The sequence below is a fragment of the Streptomyces sp. NPDC027189 genome (assembly GCF_055566975.1).
Map to the genome: position 1 here is coordinate 175,774 of NZ_JBVHRI010000014.1, position 18,038 is coordinate 193,811.

Consider the following 18,038-nt stretch of genomic DNA (forward strand, 5'->3'; position numbering starts at 1 on the left):
TCAGGAACTTTCCGAGGAACCATCCGTACGGGTAATCTTATTCGCACTCAACTCCCGTCCCTCGCGCGGCAGTTCGAGCAGAATGTCGCCCTGCGCATCCCCTTGCACTCCCTTGGCGGCCTCTTGCCCCGAAACCCCCTGAGGGCCGGCGGGATTGGGCCACTATGGCGGGCGTTACGCCCTATCCCAATGCAAGGGACCCCAGATGAGACTGACCGACATATCGCTGAACTGGCTGCTTCCGGGCGCCGTTTTGCTCCTGGGACTGCTGGCGGCGGTGGCGGTGCTCGCGCGCGGCAAGCGGTCCGGGGAGAACGCGAGCAGCGACGACTCGTGGGAGCGCAGCGAGGAGCGCCGCAGGCGTAAGGAGGCCATCTACGGCACGGCTTCCTACGTGCTGTTGTTCTGCTGTGCCGCGGTCGCCGCAGCGCTCTCCTTCCACGGCCTGGTCGGCTTCGGCGAGCAGAACCTCGGCCTCACCGACGGCTGGGAGTATCTCGTCCCGTTCGGCCTGGACGGCGCGGCCATGTTCTGCTCCGTCCTCGCGGTCCGCGAGGCCAGCCACGGTGACGCGGCGCTCGGCTCCCGGATACTCGTGTGGACGTTCGCGGGCGCCGCGGCCTGGTTCAACTGGGTGCACGCGCCCCGGGGCATCGACCACGCGGGCGCCCCGCAGTTCTTCTCGGGCATGTCGCTGTCGGCCGCCGTGCTGTTCGACCGCGCGCTGAAGCAGACCCGCCGTGCCGCACTGCGTGAGCAGGGCCTGGTCCCGCGTCCGCTGCCGCAGATCCGTATCGTCCGCTGGCTGCGCGCGCCCCGTGAGACCTACAGCGCCTGGTCGTTGATGTTGCTTGAGAACGTCCGCTCCCTTGACGAGGCCGTCGACGAGGTGCGCGAGGACCGGCGCCAGAAGGAGCAGAACCGACTGCGCCGCCGGAACGAGGAGCGGGTCGAGCGGGCGCACCTCAAGGCGCTCAGCCGTGGCCACCGGGGCCTGCCCGGCCGCGGCGGCGCCCGGCAGCAGCTGGAGACCACCGTGGAGCGAGCTCCCGCCCAGGCCTCCGCGGAGCCTGCCATATCGCCGGAGCAGCTGCCCGTACGCTCGCGGCCCTCCCTTACGCCCGTCCGCAAGAGCACTGAGCCGATCACCGTCGACCTCACTGCCGAGGACGACACGATGGCCCTGCCGCGACTCGACTCCCTGGAGCGCAAGCTCAAGGACCTCGAGCAGCAGTTCGGCTGAGGTCTGGCGCACACCTGATCCCGAGAGCCCGGACGGTCCGGCCGCACAGCGGCCGGACCCCGGACAGGACGACAACGGCGGCGCGGTGTCCTACACCGCGCCGCCGTCCAGTTCGAACCACACCGCCTTGCCCACCCCGTGCGCCCGTACGCCCCACGCGTCCGCGAGGGACTGGACGAGAACGAGGCCTCTGCCGTGCGTACCGTCGTCGGCGTTCGGTACCCGCAGTCTGGGCCTGCGTCCCACGAAGTCCCGTACCTCCACGCGGAGTCCGCGGGGTCCGACGGTGGCCGTCAGGACCGCGTCGTGGTCGGTGTGAATGAGTGCGTTGGTGACGAGCTCGCTGGTCAGCAGCTCGGCTATCTCGGACCTCCCCGGCTTCCCCCAGTGCCGTAACAGCTCCCTCAGTGCCTTCCGGGCCTCCGGCACGGCCCGCAGGTCCGCCCTTCCCAGCCTGCGCCTGAGCTGCGCGTCACCCGGCTGGTCGGTCGCCTTGTCGGCCGCTTCCTCCACTGCCTTCGCGGAGGAGGCCCCGATGGCCATGGGACCACCTCCTCGTGCCTGCCTCTTCATGACCCCCGCCTGCACGCCGATGTCGGTTCCCTCCCGCTCGAACACGTTCACGGGGATCCATGCCCCGTCGGCAACGCGACAGTCATGTCGAATCGTCAACCACCCGCCGGGCGCCCGCGGATGCCCGGCATCTCGGCGGGGAAGTGACACTGTGGACAGAGCCGTCCGAGCGCCGAGGAGCCGCCGTGCACGACGACCGTTCGCTGGTGGAGGGGCGCCTGGAGCGCGCGCTGCGACAGTTCCTGCGCCCGGCGCAGTACGCGGACCGGGTGCCGCTGGCGCTGTCCGTGTGGCATGTGCCCGGTGAGCCGGTGCCGGTCGACCAGGCGCTGCAGGCCGCGTACGAGCCGTTCACAACCGGCACGGTCTGGGGAAAGCCCTGGTCGACGAGTTGGTTCCGTATCGAGGGCCGGGTGCCCGAGGAGTGGGTGGGCCGCCATGTGGAGGTGGTGATCGACCCCGGGTTCACGGGCGACGGACCCGGTTTCCAGGCGGAGGGGCTCCTGTACGACGCTGCCGGCGTCCCGCTCAAGGGGATTCACCCGCGCAACCGGCACCTCACGGTCGCTGCGCCCGCGCAGGGAGGCGAGGCGGTGCATCTGCTGCTGGAGGCGGCGGCCAACCCGGCCGTGCTGCACGGCTTCGAGCCGACGTCACTCGGGGACGTGCTGACCGCGGGCGATCGGCCCATCTACCGATTCGCGGCTGCCGATCTCGCCGTACTCGACAAGGACGTGTGGCAGCTCGTCCTCGACATCGAAGTGCTGTCGGAGCTGATGCACGAGCTGCCCGCGGACCGGCACCGGCGGCACGAGATCCTGCGCGCGCTCGAGGACATGCTGGACGCACTCGACCTGCACGACGTGTCCGGTACGGCGGCCGCCGCCCGGGCCGAGCTGACGGACGTGCTGTCCCGGCCCGCCTCGGCCAGCGCGCACCGGATCTCGGCGGCCGGGCACGCCCACATCGACTCGGCGTGGCTGTGGCCGCTGCGCGAGACGGTCCGCAAGGCCTCGCGCACCTTCGCCAACGTCACCGCGCTCTCCCAGGACTACCCGGAGCTGGTCTTCGCCTGTTCGCAGGCGCAGCAGTACGCCTGGGTCAAGGAGCACCAGCCGCACATCTGGGAGCGCATCAAGAAGGCGGTGGAGGAAGGGAATTGGGCCCCGGTGGGCTCGATGTGGGTCGAGTCGGACGCCAACATGCCGGGCGGTGAGGCGCTGGCCCGCCAGATCGTCCACGGCAAGCGCTTCTTCGCACAGGAACTGGGTGTCGAGACCGAGGAGATCTGGCTGCCCGACTCCTTCGGCTACACGGCCGCCTTCCCCCAACTGGCGAAGCTCGCGGGCGTCCGCTGGTTCCTCACCCAGAAGCTGAGCTGGAACCAGTCCAACAAAATGCCGCACCACACCTTCTGGTGGGAGGGCATCGACGGCACCCGCGTCTTCACCCACTTCCCGCCCGTGGACACCTACAACTCCCAGTTCCACGGCCGCGAACTCGCCCACGCGGAACGGAACTTCGCCGAAAAGGGGCGGGCCACCCGCTCACTCGTCCCGTTCGGCTGGGGCGACGGCGGGGGCGGCCCGACCCGCGAAATGCTGGAGAAGGCACGGAGGTTGCGGTCCCTGGAGGGCTCGCCGCGCGTCGAGATCGAGAAGCCTTCCGCCTTCTTCGCGGCCGCCGAGGAGGAGTACGGGGCCCACGCGCCGGTGTGGTCCGGCGAGCTGTATCTGGAACTGCACCGGGCCACGTACACCACTCAGGCGAAGACGAAGCAGGGCAACCGCAGATCGGAACACGCCCTGCGCGAGGCCGAGTTGTGGTGCACCGCGGCGGCCGTACGCGATCGCTCGTACGTCTACCCCTACGACGCCCTCGACCGGCTCTGGAAGACGGTCCTGCTGCACCAGTTCCACGACATCCTGCCTGGCTCGTCGATCGCGTGGGTGCACCGCGAGGCGCGGGGGAGCTATGCGCGGGTGCTCGCGGAGCTGGAGGAGATCACGGCGGAGGCGGTACGGGCGCTGGGGCCGGGCTCGCCCGCGGTGCTGAACTCCTCGCCGTACGAGCGCACGGAGGTGGTCGGGGACGGGCTGGTGACGGTGCCGGGACTCGGGAGTGCGGCCGTATCGGCCGTGGTCGGGGAAGGCGTCCGGGCCGAACAGACGGGTGACACCATCCTGTTGGAGAACCAGTGGCTGCGGGTGACGGTCGACCGCGACGGGCTGCTCTCCTCCGTCCGGGACCGCGTGGCCGACCGCGAAGTGCTCAGCGGTCCCGGCAACCTCCTCCAGCTGCATCCGGACCACCCCAACGCGTGGGACGCCTGGGACATCGACCGGCACTACCGGCGCAAGCACACGGACCTGACGGGCGCCGAGTCGGTGGAGCTCGTCGAGAGCGGGCCGCTGCGGGCGACGGTCCGTGTCGTCCGCGTCTTCGGCACGTCCCGCGTCACCCAGGAGATCCGGCTGACGGCCGCGAGCCGCCGGCTGGACATCGTGACGGACATCGACTGGCAGGAGTCGGAGAAGGTGCTCAAGGCCGCCATCCCGCTCGACGTGCACGCCGAACGCTCCGCCGCCGAGATCCAGTTCGGACATGTGCACCGTCCCACCCACACCAACACCGGCTGGGACGCGGCCCGTTTCGAGATCTGCGCGCACCGCTGGCTGCGGGTCGCGGAGGACGGATACGGCGTGGCGGTCCTCAACGACTCGACGTACGGCCATGACGTGACCCGCACGCCGCATGAGCACGGGCTGGGCACGACGGTACGGCTGACGCTGCTGCGCGCCCCGCACAGCCCGGACCCGGAGACGGATCTGGGCACGCACCGGTTCACGTACGCGCTGTTGCCGGGCGCGGGTGTGGGGGACGCCGTCGCGGAGGGGCTCGCGCTGAACCTGCCGCTGCGGCCGGCCGCGGCGCCGTCGCTCGAACCGCTGGTGAGCGTCGACAACCCGGCCGTCACCATCGAGTCGGTCAAGCTCGCCGAGGACCGCGGTGGTGATGTGGTGGTCCGGCTGTACGAGTCCCGGGGCGGGCGTGCGCGGGCCACGCTGAGCACGGGCTTCCCGGTGGCCCGGGTCGAGGTGGCCGACCTGCTGGAACGGCCGCTGCACGAAGCCCCGTCGGAATTCGAGCTGCGGCCGTTCCAGATCCTCACGCTGCGGCTGCGACCCGCTCACCCGCGCTCATGAGGCACCGCAGCTCCCCTCCGACCTGATCCGTCGGGCAGAACACCTAGGGCCGCGGCACGTTCCGCAGGTTCGAGCGGGCCATCTGCACCATGCGGCCCACTCCCCCGTCCAGCACGATCTTCGATGCCGACAGCGCGAACCCCGTCACCATCTCCGCGCTGATCTTGGGCGGGATGGACAGTGCGTTGGGGTCGGTGACGATGTCGACGAGGGCCGGGCCCTTGTGCTTGAAGGCGTCCTTCAGGGCGCCTTCAAGTTGCTTGGGCTTCTCGACCCGGACACCGTACGCACCGCAGGCGCGGGCGACGGCCGCGAAGTCGGGGTTCTTGTTCGTGGTGCCGTACGAGGGCAGGCCGGCCACCAGCATCTCCAACTCGACCATGCTCAGGGAGGAGTTGTTGAAGAGGACGACCTTCACCGGCAGGTCGTGCTGGACGAGGGTGAGGAAGTCGCCCATCAGCATGGAGAATCCGCCGTCGCCGGACATTGAGACGACCTGCCGGTTCCGGTCGGTGAACTGGGCGCCGATGGCCATCGGCAGCGCGTTCGCCATGGAGCCGTGCGAGAACGAACCGATGACGCGGCGGCGGCCGTTGGGCGAGATGTAGCGGGCCGCCCAGACATTGCACATTCCGGTGTCGACCGTGAACACCGCGTCCTCGGCGGCGAGTTCGTCGAGCACGGAGGCTACGTATTCGGGGTGGATCGGGACGTGCTTCTCGACCTTCCTCGTGTACGCCTTGATGACACCTTCGAGCGCGTCGGCGTGCTTCTTCAGCATCTTGTCGAGGAAGCGGCGGTTCTCCTTGGGCTTCACGCGCGGGGTGAGACAGCGCAGGGTCTCCTTCACATCGCCCCAGACCGCGAGGTCCAGCTTCGAACGGCGGCCCAAGTGCTCGGGACGGACGTCGACTTGGGCGATCTTGACGTCGTCGGGGAGGAAGGCGTTGTACGGGAAGTCGGTGCCGAGCAGGATGAGGAGGTCGCACTCGTGGGTGGCCTCGTAGGCGGCGCCGTAGCCGAGCAGTCCGCTCATGCCGACGTCGAAGGGGTTGTCGTACTGGATCCACTCCTTGCCCCGCAGCGCGTGTCCGACCGGGGACTTGATCTTCCCGGCGAACTCCATGACCTCGGCGTGCGCGCCCGCCGTGCCGCTGCCGCAGAAGAGCGTGACCTTGTCGGCCTCGTCGATCAGCGCCACGAGCTTGTCGATCTCGGTGTCGCCGGGGCGGACCGTGGGCCGGGCGGTGACGAGGGCGGTCTCCAGGGGCTTGTCCGGGGCGGGCTCGGCCGCGATGTCGCCTGGGAGGGAGACCACGCTGACGCCGGACTGGCCCACCGCGTGCTGGATCGCGGTCTGCAGCAACCTCGGCATCTGCTTCGGGTTGGAGATCAGCTCGCTGTAGTGGCTGCACTCGCGGAAGAGCTGGTCGGGGTGGGTCTCCTGGAAGTAGCCGAGGCCGATCTCACTGGACGGGATCTGTGAGGCGAGGGCGAGGACCGGGGCCATGGAGCGGTGGGCGTCGTACAGGCCGTTGATGAGGTGGAGGTTGCCGGGGCCGCAGGAGCCGGCGCAGGCGGTGAGCTTGCCGGTGATCTGCGCCTCCGCGCCGGCGGCGAAGGCGGCGGTCTCCTCGTGCCGGACATGGATCCAGTCGATGGCCGAATTGCGCCGAATGGCGTCGACGACAGGGTTAAGGCTGTCGCCGACGACTCCGTACAGCCGCTTGACGCCCGCGCGGGCGAGGATGTCGACGAACTGTTCGGCGACGTTCTGCTTGGCCATGCTTCACGCACCTCTTCGCGATCCTTGGATCCGCTGGATCCCGTGGGTCTTTCGGGTCCCCCGGATCTCGGGCCTTTCGGGTCCCCCGGACCCCCTTGGTCCATCCCTTGGGTCCATGAATTCACAGGGCGCGCGGTTACGCCTCCCAAACGGCCGCGGCCGTGCGATCGTCGGCATACCCCTTGACCCTCACCGAGGTGTCCGCGAGAAACGCGGCGAGGCCGGGCGGTTCCGCCGCCGACCACCGCTCCGTCAGGTGTTCGGCCAGTTCGGGTTCGCCGCGCAGCGGCTCGGCCAGGCCGCCGGTGCAGAGCAGGAGCGTGTCACCCGGGCGCGCGACGGAGGCGCGGAAGCGGAAGGGGTCGCGCGGCGGTGCGGGGGCGGGTTCGTACGGGCTCGGGGGCGTGGTGATGCCCAGGTCCATGGTGAGCCGGTCGCCCTCGGGGGTCTCGTGGGGCAGCGATCCGAAGCCGACCACCGCCTCGCCGGTGGCCTCCGCGACCCGTGGCTCGATGTCCTGCCATTCGCCGTCCCGCAACCGGAACAGGCCGCCCGCGCCGACGCCGAAGAAGACGCGTGTACGGCACCCCGGATCGGCCGGCAGCAGCAGGCAGCGCAGGCCGGCGGTGTACTCCTCGGGTTCGATGCCCTGCTCGGCCGCGCTCGCGCGCAGTTTGCCCAGGCTGCGGTCGGTGAGCCGGTGCAGTCCCGACTTCAGGTCGCCGCGCCGGGCGGCCCGGATGTCCTGGGCCAGCCGTGCGTGGCTGCGGCCCACGGCGCGCCCGATCCACTGGCACGCCTCGGCGGCCGCGCGGTGCGCGTCCGGCGTGGCCCGCGCGCCGGTGGCCATCGCGACGAGCACCAGCGCCTGCTCCCCCGTCCCGAACCGGGCGGTGAGCAGCGAGTCCCGGCGCGGCTCGCCCCGGTAGCGAGCGGAGTCCCCGCGCACGGACACGGCCCGCAGCGTGCTCGTCCCGTAGCGCGCCCCGTCCAGCACCGTGTCGGCGACCAAATCGTCGAGGTCGTCCGGGTCGGCGGGCGGAAGCGCGGTCGGTTCGGCGTCGTAGGTGGGCGGGCCCGAGCCCACGTAGTCGACAGCGGGCGGCTGATGGGGGACGGAGAGGGCGGGTTCTCCGAGCGGGGCGTCCTCGGGGGCGGAGGCGGGCTGCGGGGGCCGGACGTCGGACGGGGTGATCGGCAAGGTGTCGCCCGGAGACACGGCAGGCGGTGACGTGGGGACCGGTGGCGCGTCCACGGGTGCCCTCGACGCGGGCACCGCACTGCCGGGCGACTCCGTGGACGTACGGCTCGCGGGCTCCTGCGTGGGGAACCCGGGCGGTGGCGGCCCGGGCGGGAAGGTCGCGGGAGCCGGTGGTTCGGCGGCCGGGGGCTCCCAGGGGGCGGGTTGCCGGGCGAGGCCACTGCGCTGGAGCGGGCCGGGTTCGGGACTCGGCCCGGGGATGTCACCGCGCTCCCACCGGCCGGCCTGCGGCGCACGCCCGTCAGGCGCACGCCCGGCGGGTGCACTTCCCTCAGGTGTCCGCCCCGCCCCCCGCGGCGTCGCACCGGGCCAGGCCCCGGACGCGGAAGCGGCGTCGCGCTGCTCCGGTATCGCGGGTGGCTGTTTCGGCTCGACGGGGGACGAGCCCGGCATCGCGGGAGGTCGCTCCGGCTGCTGCGGCACGTCGAGCGCGGGCGTGTCCGGTTGCCGGACGGCGGCCCCCGGCTCCTCGGCGGGCCCCAGCCCCACCGTCCCCGCGGCCGACTCGAACCGATCGTCCAGAGAATCAGCCGCGGCCGCGGGCCCCGTGTCCTCGGTGGAGTCGTCGTACAACTGCCCCCACCAGTCGTCCTCATGACCGGTGGGCTTCTCCCCCTGCTGGCTCATGCCCCTAATTGTCCACCGCGGGAGCCGGATGAAAACGGGGCATCCGGAAAAACCGGCCAGAGGGTTGGACGCCGCACAGTGATACGCAACCGCCGGGCGGTCCCACCCCCCACGGGAGGACCGCCCGGCGGCACCTGGGTGACCGGACTGGCGCACGTCGTAGGCCCGGGTCACGGTCTGGGTGACCGAGTTGCCGTTCGCGTCGGTCAGTTCGGCCCTGAGTGTGACCTGCCTGCCTGAGGCTCCGCTGTGATTGACCGTGGCGGTCCACTTGCCGTCCCGAAGGGCGGTCTCCGTGGCGGTCCAGGTCTCGCCACCGTCGCAGGAGTACGGCAGCCGCACCGTGGTGAGCGCACCGGGCGTGTCGTACGTCGCGATGAGCGGCAGCGTCGCGCTGTGCGCGTCGTCGTAGCCCTGCCGGACCAGACCGGTGACGTTGAAGAGTTCCTCGTCGACACGGCCCGCGGCGATGGCCGCGACGGTGCCCTCGGGATACACGTACAGGTCCTTGCCGGACTGCCGGGTCTGTGTGAAGGGAGTGGTGCCGTCCTCACCGGGCAGGGCGGTGGCCCCCGTCCTTCGTCACCAGGACACGGTCTCCGGTGACGAGGGTGACGACGGCGCCCGAGGCGGTGGCCCCGGTACCCGTCAACGGTCTCGGCAGCTGTGCCGCCGCTGTGGGCACGGCTGTCGTGACGACGAGGACGGCGGCGGTGGACGCGCCCATGGCCGTACGCGATATCGCTCTCCCCAAAGTCCCACTCCCCAAGGTCGTTCCACCCGCGTCCGCGCAGGCCGAACAGGCTCAAGCAGGGCATTGCGGGCGGTGGTTGGTGCTGCGGTGGCGCGAGCTTGGCAGAGAGGCGGGTGGTGCGGGGATGATGTGCCCAGGCGGGTTTGCGCCGTGGCTGTTTCCCGCCACGGACACCCGCCGACCGGCACGAACGGATCCTTGGGGAGGGACGTCGCCGCATGCTGGGAGCGATAGGTCTGGACGAGACGCACGAGTCGGCGTACCGGGCGCTGGTGTCCGTGGGCGCCGCCGACGTGCCCGATCTCGCGCGGCGGCTCACGCTCGGCGAGTACGACACCGAACGCGCCCTGCGCCGGCTGGAGCGGCACGGTCTCGCCGCCCAGTCGTCGGCCCGGCCCGGACGCTGGGTCGCGGCGCCGCCCGGGGTCGCCCTCGGCGCGCTGCTCACCCAGCAGCGGCACGAGCTGGAGAAGGCGGAGCTGGCGGCCGCGATGCTCGCGGAGGAGTACCGGGCGGCGGCCGCCGAACCGGCGGTGCACGACCTGGTGGAGGTGGTGATCGGGGCGGCGGCGGTCTCACAGCGGTTCCTGCAGCTCCAGCTCGGCGCCGCCGAAGAGGTGTGCGCCCTGGTCACCGGGAATCCGGTCGTGGTCTCCGGGATGGACAACGACGCGGAGGAACAGGCCGCGGGCCGGGGCGTCGGCTATCGCGTAGTGCTCGAACGGGCCGTCCTCGACCAGCCCACCGGCATCACCGAGCTGTCCGCCGCGCTCAGCCGTGACGAGCAGGTGCGGGTCGTGGACAAGGTGCCGACCAAGCTGGTGATCGCCGACCGGACGCTCGCGATGGTCCCGCTCACCTCGCACACCGCGGAGCCCGCGGCGCTCGTGGTGCACGCGAGCGGACTCCTTGAGCTGTTGTCGGGCCTCTTCGAGTCGGTGTGGCGGGACGCGCTGCCGCTGCGGCTCGGCAGCAGAGGTGTCCGCGAGCAGGAGCCGGACGGCCCCGACAGCACCGACCTGGAGATCCTGTCGCTGCTGCTGGCCGGGCTGACTGACGCGAGCGTCGCCAAGCAGCTCGATCTGGGCCTGAGGACCGTGCAGCGCCGGGTGAAGCGGCTGATGGAGCTGACGGGCGTGACGACACGACTCCAGCTGGGCTGGCACGCGTACGAGCGCGGCTGGGTGGCGCGGGACTGAGACCAGCGCGACCGAAGGACGCGGCACTGCACCGGCGCGGCCGGTTGGCGCGGGACTGACCTGCGGTCGCAGGCCCGCTCAGTCACTCTGGGCAGATGGGAGTGTGGGAACTCCTGCTGGTCGGCGTGGTGATCCTGCTCGGCCTTGCCGGAGTACTGGTGCCCGGTGTGCCGGGGGCGTGGCTCGTCTGGGCCGCGGTCCTGTGGTGGGCATTGACCGACCCACGGGCGCTCTCCTGGGCCGTGCTCGTGGGCGCGACCGTGGTCCTGCTGCTGGCCCAGGCGGTCCGCTGGGTGCTGCCGCCACGGCGGCTGCGCGCGAGCGGGGCCACCACCCGGATGGCGGCGTTCGCCGGGACAGGGGCGCTGCTCGGCTTCTTTCTGCTCCCGGTGGTCGGCGCGGTACCCGGCTTCATCGGCGGGATCTATCTCTCCGAGCGGCTGCGGCTGGGCGGACAGGGGCAGGCCCGGGCGGCGGTGCGGACCGCGATGCGGTCGGGCGGGTGGAGTGTGCTGACGGAGCTGTTCGCCTGCCTGCTGATCATGGGGGCGTGGTTGGCGGCGGTGATCTGGGGCTGAGGATTGCTGTCCAGGCACACGGCCGCCATTCATGTACACACCTACACATCGGATCTCTCCTCAGCCATTGACGGCTCACCGCACCATCTCTACGTTTCGGTCTGAGATAGCTCCGATGAATTGCCGTGCGTACGTTGCCGAATGAGCCGTCAGCCGAATGAGCCGCCAGGAGACGCGATGCCCAGCCCGTCCAGACGTACCGTGCTCGCCACCGGATCCGCCCTCGGCGGGACGCTGCTCGCCGGAGGCCTGCCCGCGCAGGCGAGGGCAGCCGCCCCCGAGGGCGCCGCCGACCCCTGGCGCACCGTCCTCGACGACGCCGACCTCGTCTGGCAGCGGATGCCGAAGACCTGGTACGAGGGGCCGTACCTCGGCAACGGTTTCCTCGGCTCCGGGATCTACGCCGAGCCGGGCCCGGAGGCCGATTCCTTTTCGTCCGTGCGCTTCAATGTGCAGCACTCCGAGGTGCAGGACCACCGCCCCGAGTTCGGCTCGCTCTTCGGGCTCGCCCGGCTGCCCATCGGCTACTTCACGCTGGAGCCGGTCGGCACCATCACGGGCCTGGACTGGCGGCTCCGGCTGCGCGACGCCGAGCTGACCGGGACGCTCACCACGGACCGGGGCACGCTGAAGCTCCGCGCGCTGGTGCACAACTCCCGCTCGGTCCTCGCCGTCGAGGTGACACCGAGCGAGGGCGAGCGCGACTTCCGGTGGGTGTTCCATCCGGCGGACGCGATCAGCCCGCGCGCCGCCTTCAAACCGCTGCCGGACGGCTACCAGGGCAACCCGTCCGCCGAGGTCGCCGAGCACGACGGCGTCCAGGCCGCCGTACAGCCCCTGCTGTCGGGCGGACAGCACGCGACCGCGTGGCGGGAGCGGACTCGGGGCACGACGCGGACGCTGTACGTCCATGTCGCGCACTCGTACCCGAAGTCCACGGCACTGGACCAGGCACTCGCGGCCGTGCGCGGGGCTTCGGCGTTGCCGTACGACCAACTGGCGCAAGCACATCGCGCCTGGTGGCACGCCTACTACCGCAAGAGCTTCCTCTCCCTCCCGGACGCGCGTATCCAGCGCTTCTACTGGATCCAGCTGTACAAGACGGCGTCCGCCGCCCGCCGGGACGCGCCCGTGATGGCCACCAGCGGGCCCTGGCTGGAGTCCACGCCCTGGCCCAACACCTGGTGGAACCTGAACGTGCAGCTGGAGTACTGGCTGATCCACGGCTCGAACCACCTCGAACTCGACGCGGTGACGAGGGCGTTGAGCGAGTACCGGGACAACCTGTCCAAGGAGGTCGCGGAACGGTACCGCGGTGACTCGCTGGGCATCCCGCGCACCACGGACCCCCACCTCGTCAACGGCGCGGCGGGCACCCTCACCGGCTACGGAGTCGGCATCCCCGGCCAGGATCCGCCCACTCCCGAGGTCGGCAACCTCACGTGGGCCCTGCACAATGTCTGGCTTAGCTACCGCCACACCATGGACGAGTCGATACTCCGCGACGTCCTGTTCCCTCTGCTGCGGAAGGCGATCAACTACTACCTGCACTTCCTGGAGCCGGGCGCGGACGGCAAGCTGCACCTTCCGGCCACCTTCTCCCCCGAGTACGGCGGCAACACGCGCGACTGCAACTACGACTTGATGCTGCTGACCTGGGGTTGCCGGACCTTGCTGGAATCGGCCGAACTCCTCGGCATCGACGACGAGTTGGCGCCACGCTGGCGCGAGGTGCTGGCCAAGCGGGTGGCGTACCCCACCGACGCCAACGGGTTCATGATCGGCGCGGACATCCCCTTCGCGAAGTCGCACCGCCACTACTCGCATCTGCTCGCGGTGTACCCGCTGTACGAGCTGACCGGCCGCACACCCGACGAACGGGCCCTGATCGAGAAGTCGCTGGCGCACTGGGTCGGCTTCGAGGGCGCGCTTCAGGGCTACACCTTCACCGGCGCGGCCTCGATGTCCGCCCTGCTCGGCAAGGGCGAGGACGCGCTCCGGTACCTGGGTGAACTGATGACCCGCTTCATCCAGGCCAACACCATGTACAAGGAGTCGGGCCCGGTCATCGAGACCCCCCTCTCGGCCGCCCAGTCCCTGCACGACATGGTCTGCCAGTCCTGGGGCGGCGTCATCCGCGTCTTCCCCGCACTGCCCGCCGCCTGGTCGGACCTGACGGTCCACAACTTCCGTACGCAGGGCGCCTTTCTGCTCTCGGCGGTGCGCGAGGGCGGGGCGACCCGCTGGGTCCGGCTGGTCAGCGAGGCCGGTGCCCCCTGCGTCGTACGGCATGGCATCGCGGGCCCTGTCGAGGTGCGGGACGCACGCGGGCGAGCCCTGCGGTACTCCGACGCGGGCGACGGCGCGATCCGAATCGCCCTGCGGAAGGGCGAGTCGGCACTGATCACGGCGAAGGGGGACCGGCCGGACCTGACGATCGCACCGGTCGAGCCGAACGAAACGGCGCCCAAGTGGGGACTGCCTGTTTGAGGATTCCTGGAAATGCCTAGGGAGCGAGGGTCGCCAGGTCGATCTTGTCGGCCATTGCCTTCATGCCCGCGTCGTTGAAGTGGAGGTGGTCGCCTGGGTCGTAGGCGGGGAGGATGCGGTTCGGGTGGGACGGGTCGCGGACGGTGGCGTCGAAGTCCGCGACCGCGTCGAAGAGGCCGCGCGTGCGGATGACGGCGTTGACCGACTGCCGTACGGCTTCGCGGGCCCCGGTGTACGCGGCGTGGCCGCCGTACGGGGTGAGCGTGGCGCCGATGACGCGGATGCCGCGGGCGTGGGCGTGGCGCACGATGCGGCGGTACGCGTCCTCGATGGCGCCGGGATCCGTCTGCTCGGGGGTGCCCTTGATGTCGTTGATGCCCTCCATCACGATCACCGCGCGCACGCCGGTGCGGGAGAACACATCGGCGTCCAGGCGGGACAGGGCGCTGGGGCCGCGGCCGTCGAGCAGGACGCGGTTTCCGGCGATCCCGGCGTTCAGGACGCCGAGGCGGCGGTACGGCGGGAGGCCGCGCAGACGGTCGGCGAGCCGGTCGGGCCAGCGGTGGTTGGCGCTGAACGTCGAGCCGGTGCCGTCGGTGAGGGAGTCGCCGAGCGTGACCACGCTGCCCACGACGGCCGAGCCGAGCACGTCCACACCGGTCACGTAGTACCAGTTCCCCAGGGTGACGGTGTACGCGGTGCCGCTCTCGTCGGCGGTGCGATTGCCCTTGCGGGCAAGGAAGTTGGCCTGGAGAGCGGAGCGGTGATAGGTCGCCGGGCCCGAGTCGACGGGGGTGTGGAGCGAGATCAGGAGGTTGGCGTCGGCGGGGACCTGGAGGGCGACGGGGTCGCTGACCAGGTCTCTGCCCGCGGGGATCGTCACCGATCCGGCGCCGGCGAAGGTGACCCTACGCATCGAACCGGGGACGGCCCGCGGGCTTTTGGGCGCGCGCGGCCGCTGCAACGCCACGGTCACGGCGTCGAGGTGCAGCGGTGCCGTGCCGAGCCGGTTGGAGAGGCGGACGCGGGCGGCGCGGCCGCCGACGCTGGTGTGCACCACGTTGCGGATCGAGGCGCCGGGCAGCGCGGGGGCGGTGCCGGAGGCGGCGGCTTCCCAGGTGCCGGTCCAGATCAGGTTCGACGTGGGGGCGGCACTGCCGGGCCCGGACTCGGCGAGCGCGGTCAGCGGGGTGAGGACCAGGGAGGTCACCAGGGCGGCCAGGAGGTGCCGGGCCTTGATCGCGCGAGTCATGGGGGCATGGTTTCCCTGGCCGTCGGCCCCCTCAACGCACTGTCACCCCAATGGACGCACCCGTACGAAGTCCCCGTACTCCTCTGGACCTAGGACCAGCATCCGATGCGTTCGCGGCGCGGGAGTGTTTGGCTGCTGTCATGACCGAATTCAGCGAGGCCGAGCGCGCTTACCTCAAGACGCAGCGGCTGGGACGGCTGGCCACCGTCGACCCCCACGGGCAGCCGCAGGCGAACCCCGTCGGCTTCTTTCCGCAGGAGGACGGGACGATCCTGATCGGCGGCTACTCGATGGGCGCCACGAAGAAGTGGCGCAACCTGCAGAAGAACCCGAAGGTCGCCCTCGTCGTCGACGACATCGTCAGCTTCTCGCCGTGGAAGGTCAGAGGCGTCGACATCCGAGGGGAGGCCGAACTCCTCACCGGTCCACACGAGTTGGGCCCTCACTTCAGCGAGGAGCTGATCCGCATCCACCCGAAGCGGATCCACAGCTGGGGGCTCGAGGACTGAGCGGCCTGGTGGATGCGGTCGTTGAAGATCGCGCCGGGCGACGCTTGTTGGAGATCGTGCCGGACCAGGTCCGCCGAAGACCGGACGGATCAGCCCCGCCGAAGACCGGACGGTTCAGCCTGGTCGAAGATCGCGACGGATCGGACCCGTCCAAGATCGAGACGGATCAGCCCCGTTGAAGATCACGTGGCGCGGCGGTCTTGGTAAGGTCGCGAGCCATGACCGCCACCGAACCCACCATCCTTGCCACTTCGGGTGGTCACCGCGTCGGAGACCGCACCAGGGTCACCTTCGACGCCCTCGTCCACCATGCCGTGGACCTGGCGGGGGTCCAGGGGCGCCGTCCGCGCGTCATGTACGTCGGGACGGCGATCGGCGACGCCGAGCACTTCACCACGCGCATGAGCGAGGCGGCCCGTGTGGCGGGCTTCGACCTGACCCCGCTCCACCTCTTTCCCATGCCGAACCTCAAGGACATCGAGGGATCGGTGCTCGAACAGGACGTCGTGTGGGTCATGGGCGGTTCGGCGGCCAACCTGCTCGCCGTATGGCGCGTCCACGGACTCGACGCGATCTTCCGGCGCGCGTGGCAAGCCGGGGTCGTGCTCAGCGGGGTGAGCGCCGGGTCGATCTGCTGGTTCCGGGGCGGCACCACGGACTCCTTCGGGCCCGAACTGCGCCCACTCACCAACGGACTCGGATACCTGCCGTACGGCAACGGCGTCCACTACGACAGCGACCAGGGCCGCCGCCCGCTGGTCCACCGGCTGGTCGCCGACGGCACACTGCCCGTCACCCACTGCACGGACGACGGAGTGGGGCTGGTGTACCGGGGCACCGAACTCGTCGAGGCGGTCACGGAGATACCGGGCAAGGGCGCGTACGCGGTCAGGCGCGAGGGCGACACGGCGGTCGAGGAGCGGATCGAGCCACGGCTGCTGCCGTCGCCGCAGGGCTAGTTCACGCTGTTCCGAGCCAACTCGGCTTCGACCCAGAGGTGTTGCACGGCGTAGGAACGCCAAGGTCGCCAGGCATCCGGAACATCCTCGTCGGGCGGGGCCACGTCGGGATCGCCGAGGGCACGGGTACGGATGACGGCGACGGTCTGTTCGTCCAGACCCGGCAGCGCGAGCAGCGCCTCCCGCGCGTCGTCGCGGTCGGCGCCCGCGTCCAGCCGCAGGGTGCCGTCGGCGAGAGCGGCGGTCAGGGCACCGAGGGTGCCGTCCGGCTCGGCCTCCGCGAGGACGGCCGGTTCCGGGAACACATGAGTGAGCGTGCCGCACGGAGCGTCCAGCGCCTTGCCGTACCGCCCGACCAGCCGCTCGGCCTCCGCCTTCCCCACCAGCGCGCGCACCGCCAGCTCCTCGGGGTCGGCGGCGCCCGGCGAACGCAGGCCGGGACGCGCGGCGACCAGTGGCCCGAGCCGCGCGTCGCCTCCCAGCCGCTCGTCGACGGCATACGGATCTGCATCGAGGTCGAACAGCCTGCGCAGCCGCTGGACGGCGGTGGTGAGATCACGGAGATCGGTGAGGTGGAGACGGGCGTCGAGCCAGCCGCCGGGGTGGGCGCCGTCGCTGGGAACACCGCGGCCCTGACTCCCGCCCGGCCGCTCGTCGACCGCGACGATTCCCGTGCCGTACGGGAGCCGGAGTGTACGCCGGTACGTGCGGCGGCCGCGGCTGCCGCTGATGTCCTCGATCCCGGCGATCGCCTCGCCGGCGAGGAGGTCGAAGACGGCGGTGGACTGGTACGGCCCCCGGTGGGCAAGGCGGAGCGGGATCCCGGCGGTGGGGGTGGCCGCATGCCGGGCGGCGGAGCCGGTGCGCGGGGCCGCGGCGCGCAGCTCGCTCGGCGTCGACGCATACACCGCGCGGATCGTGTCGTTGAACTGCCGCACGCTGGCGAACCCGGCCGCGAACGCGATCTGCGTGATCGGGAGATCGGTGGTCTGGACCAGTACCCGCGCCGTGTGGGCGCGCTGGGCGCGGGCCAGTGCGACGGGGCCCGCACCGACCTCCGCGGTGAGCTGGCGCTGCACCTGGCGGGCGCTGTACCCGAGGCGCACCGCAAGCCCTCCGACACCCTCGCGGTCGACCACCCCGTCTCCGATCAGGCGCATGGCCCGCCCGACCACGTCGGCCCGTACGTTCCACTCCGCGGACCCCGGCACTGCGTCCGGCCGACACCTGCGGCACGCCCGAAACCCCGAGCTCTGCGCGGCGGCGGCCGTCGCGTAGAACCGCACATTCCGCCGCTTCGGCGTCACCGCGGGGCAGCTGGGCCGGCAATAGATGCCCGTGGTCTCGACAGCGAAGAAGAACTCCCCGTCGAACCGGGCATCCCGACTCCGCACCGCCTCGTACCTGGTGTCCTCATACCTGGCGTCTTCGTCGATCACCCTTCCAGTGTGCGGTGCCTCCGGCGACGGGGCTGGCGGAAATCGGACATGGCGTTACCCGTGAGGGCAGGTCGCGGGGGGGCCCCCCACCCCGCAAAAGGGGGAGGGGGGCGGGAGACCATCCCAGGGGGGGTTGGGGGGGAGACCCCAAACACCAAGAAG

General features: G+C 71.1%; 13 protein-coding genes. 7 read left to right on the forward strand and 6 right to left on the reverse strand.

The window, feature by feature from the left end; translation table 11 throughout:
- The first annotated feature begins 205 nt into the window (after positions 1-205).
- Complete coding sequence (locus ACZ4RZ_RS29990) at positions 206-1,243, forward strand: DUF2637 domain-containing protein (RefSeq protein WP_467749239.1); 1,038 nt, start codon at positions 206-208, stop codon at positions 1,241-1,243.
- 90 nt (positions 1,244-1,333) lie between these two features.
- Here ACZ4RZ_RS29990 and ACZ4RZ_RS29995 read toward each other — a convergent pair whose 3' ends face one another.
- Positions 1,334-1,786, reverse strand: a complete 453-nt coding sequence (locus ACZ4RZ_RS29995; RefSeq protein WP_467749241.1) for an ATP-binding protein — start codon at positions 1,784-1,786, stop codon at positions 1,334-1,336.
- 215 nt (positions 1,787-2,001) lie between these two features.
- Here ACZ4RZ_RS29995 and ACZ4RZ_RS30000 point away from each other — a divergent pair, with 215 nt between their 5' ends.
- Positions 2,002-5,022 carry an alpha-mannosidase gene (locus ACZ4RZ_RS30000; protein WP_467749243.1) on the forward strand — a complete coding sequence of 1,007 codons (3,021 nt, stop codon included), beginning with the start codon at positions 2,002-2,004 and terminating at the stop codon, positions 5,020-5,022.
- A gap of 43 nt (positions 5,023-5,065) precedes the next feature.
- Here the strand turns inward: ACZ4RZ_RS30000 and ACZ4RZ_RS30005 are convergent, their stop codons facing one another.
- From ACZ4RZ_RS30005 to ACZ4RZ_RS30015, 3 genes are all read right to left on the reverse strand, one after another.
- On the reverse strand, positions 5,066-6,808 hold the full coding sequence (locus tag ACZ4RZ_RS30005) for a pyruvate dehydrogenase (protein WP_467749245.1): 1,743 nt from the start codon (positions 6,806-6,808) through the stop codon (positions 5,066-5,068).
- 136 nt (positions 6,809-6,944) lie between these two features.
- Positions 6,945-8,696 (reverse strand): PP2C family serine/threonine-protein phosphatase, encoded by a 1,752-nt coding sequence (locus tag ACZ4RZ_RS30010; RefSeq protein WP_467749414.1) that lies wholly within the window; start codon positions 8,694-8,696, stop codon positions 6,945-6,947.
- A 550-nt stretch (positions 8,697-9,246) separates the two neighbouring features.
- The gene (locus ACZ4RZ_RS30015) at positions 9,247-9,423 is read right to left on the reverse strand and encodes a hypothetical protein (RefSeq protein ID WP_467749247.1); all 177 of its coding nucleotides are present in this window, start codon (positions 9,421-9,423) and stop codon (positions 9,247-9,249) included.
- A gap of 245 nt (positions 9,424-9,668) precedes the next feature.
- On the opposite strand from ACZ4RZ_RS30015, the gene ACZ4RZ_RS30020 reads away from it, so the two are divergent.
- The 3 genes from ACZ4RZ_RS30020 (at position 9,669) to ACZ4RZ_RS30030 (ending at position 13,717) form a co-directional block, all read left to right on the forward strand.
- Positions 9,669-10,649 (forward strand): winged helix-turn-helix transcriptional regulator, encoded by a 981-nt coding sequence (locus tag ACZ4RZ_RS30020; protein WP_467749249.1) that lies wholly within the window; start codon positions 9,669-9,671, stop codon positions 10,647-10,649.
- 95 nt (positions 10,650-10,744) lie between these two features.
- Positions 10,745-11,227 (forward strand): DUF456 domain-containing protein, encoded by a 483-nt coding sequence (locus ACZ4RZ_RS30025; protein ID WP_467749251.1) that lies wholly within the window; start codon positions 10,745-10,747, stop codon positions 11,225-11,227.
- Between the two features lie 177 nt (positions 11,228-11,404).
- Positions 11,405-13,717 carry a glycosyl hydrolase family 95 catalytic domain-containing protein gene (locus ACZ4RZ_RS30030; RefSeq protein WP_467749252.1) on the forward strand — a complete coding sequence of 771 codons (2,313 nt, stop codon included), beginning with the start codon at positions 11,405-11,407 and terminating at the stop codon, positions 13,715-13,717.
- Between the two features lie 16 nt (positions 13,718-13,733).
- Here ACZ4RZ_RS30030 and ACZ4RZ_RS30035 read toward each other — a convergent pair whose 3' ends face one another.
- Positions 13,734-14,969: an SGNH/GDSL hydrolase family protein gene (locus ACZ4RZ_RS30035; protein ID WP_467749254.1), complete on the reverse strand. Its 1,236-nt coding sequence runs from the start codon at positions 14,967-14,969 to the stop codon at positions 13,734-13,736.
- A 140-nt stretch (positions 14,970-15,109) separates the two neighbouring features.
- Here ACZ4RZ_RS30035 and ACZ4RZ_RS30040 point away from each other — a divergent pair, with 140 nt between their 5' ends.
- Both ACZ4RZ_RS30040 and ACZ4RZ_RS30045 read left to right on the forward strand, forming a co-directional pair.
- The gene (locus ACZ4RZ_RS30040; protein ID WP_467749256.1) at positions 15,110-15,478 is read left to right on the forward strand and encodes a PPOX class F420-dependent oxidoreductase; all 369 of its coding nucleotides are present in this window, start codon (positions 15,110-15,112) and stop codon (positions 15,476-15,478) included.
- 218 nt (positions 15,479-15,696) lie between these two features.
- Positions 15,697-16,437: a Type 1 glutamine amidotransferase-like domain-containing protein gene (locus ACZ4RZ_RS30045; RefSeq protein WP_467749258.1), complete on the forward strand. Its 741-nt coding sequence runs from the start codon at positions 15,697-15,699 to the stop codon at positions 16,435-16,437.
- On the opposite strand, the gene ACZ4RZ_RS30050 is transcribed toward ACZ4RZ_RS30045, so the two are convergent.
- The gene (locus tag ACZ4RZ_RS30050) at positions 16,434-17,876 is read right to left on the reverse strand and encodes a DNA-3-methyladenine glycosylase 2 family protein (protein ID WP_467749259.1); all 1,443 of its coding nucleotides are present in this window, start codon (positions 17,874-17,876) and stop codon (positions 16,434-16,436) included. The two genes, ACZ4RZ_RS30045 and ACZ4RZ_RS30050, sit on opposite strands and share 4 nt — an antisense overlap.
- Between the last annotated feature and the right edge of the window lie 162 nt (positions 17,877-18,038).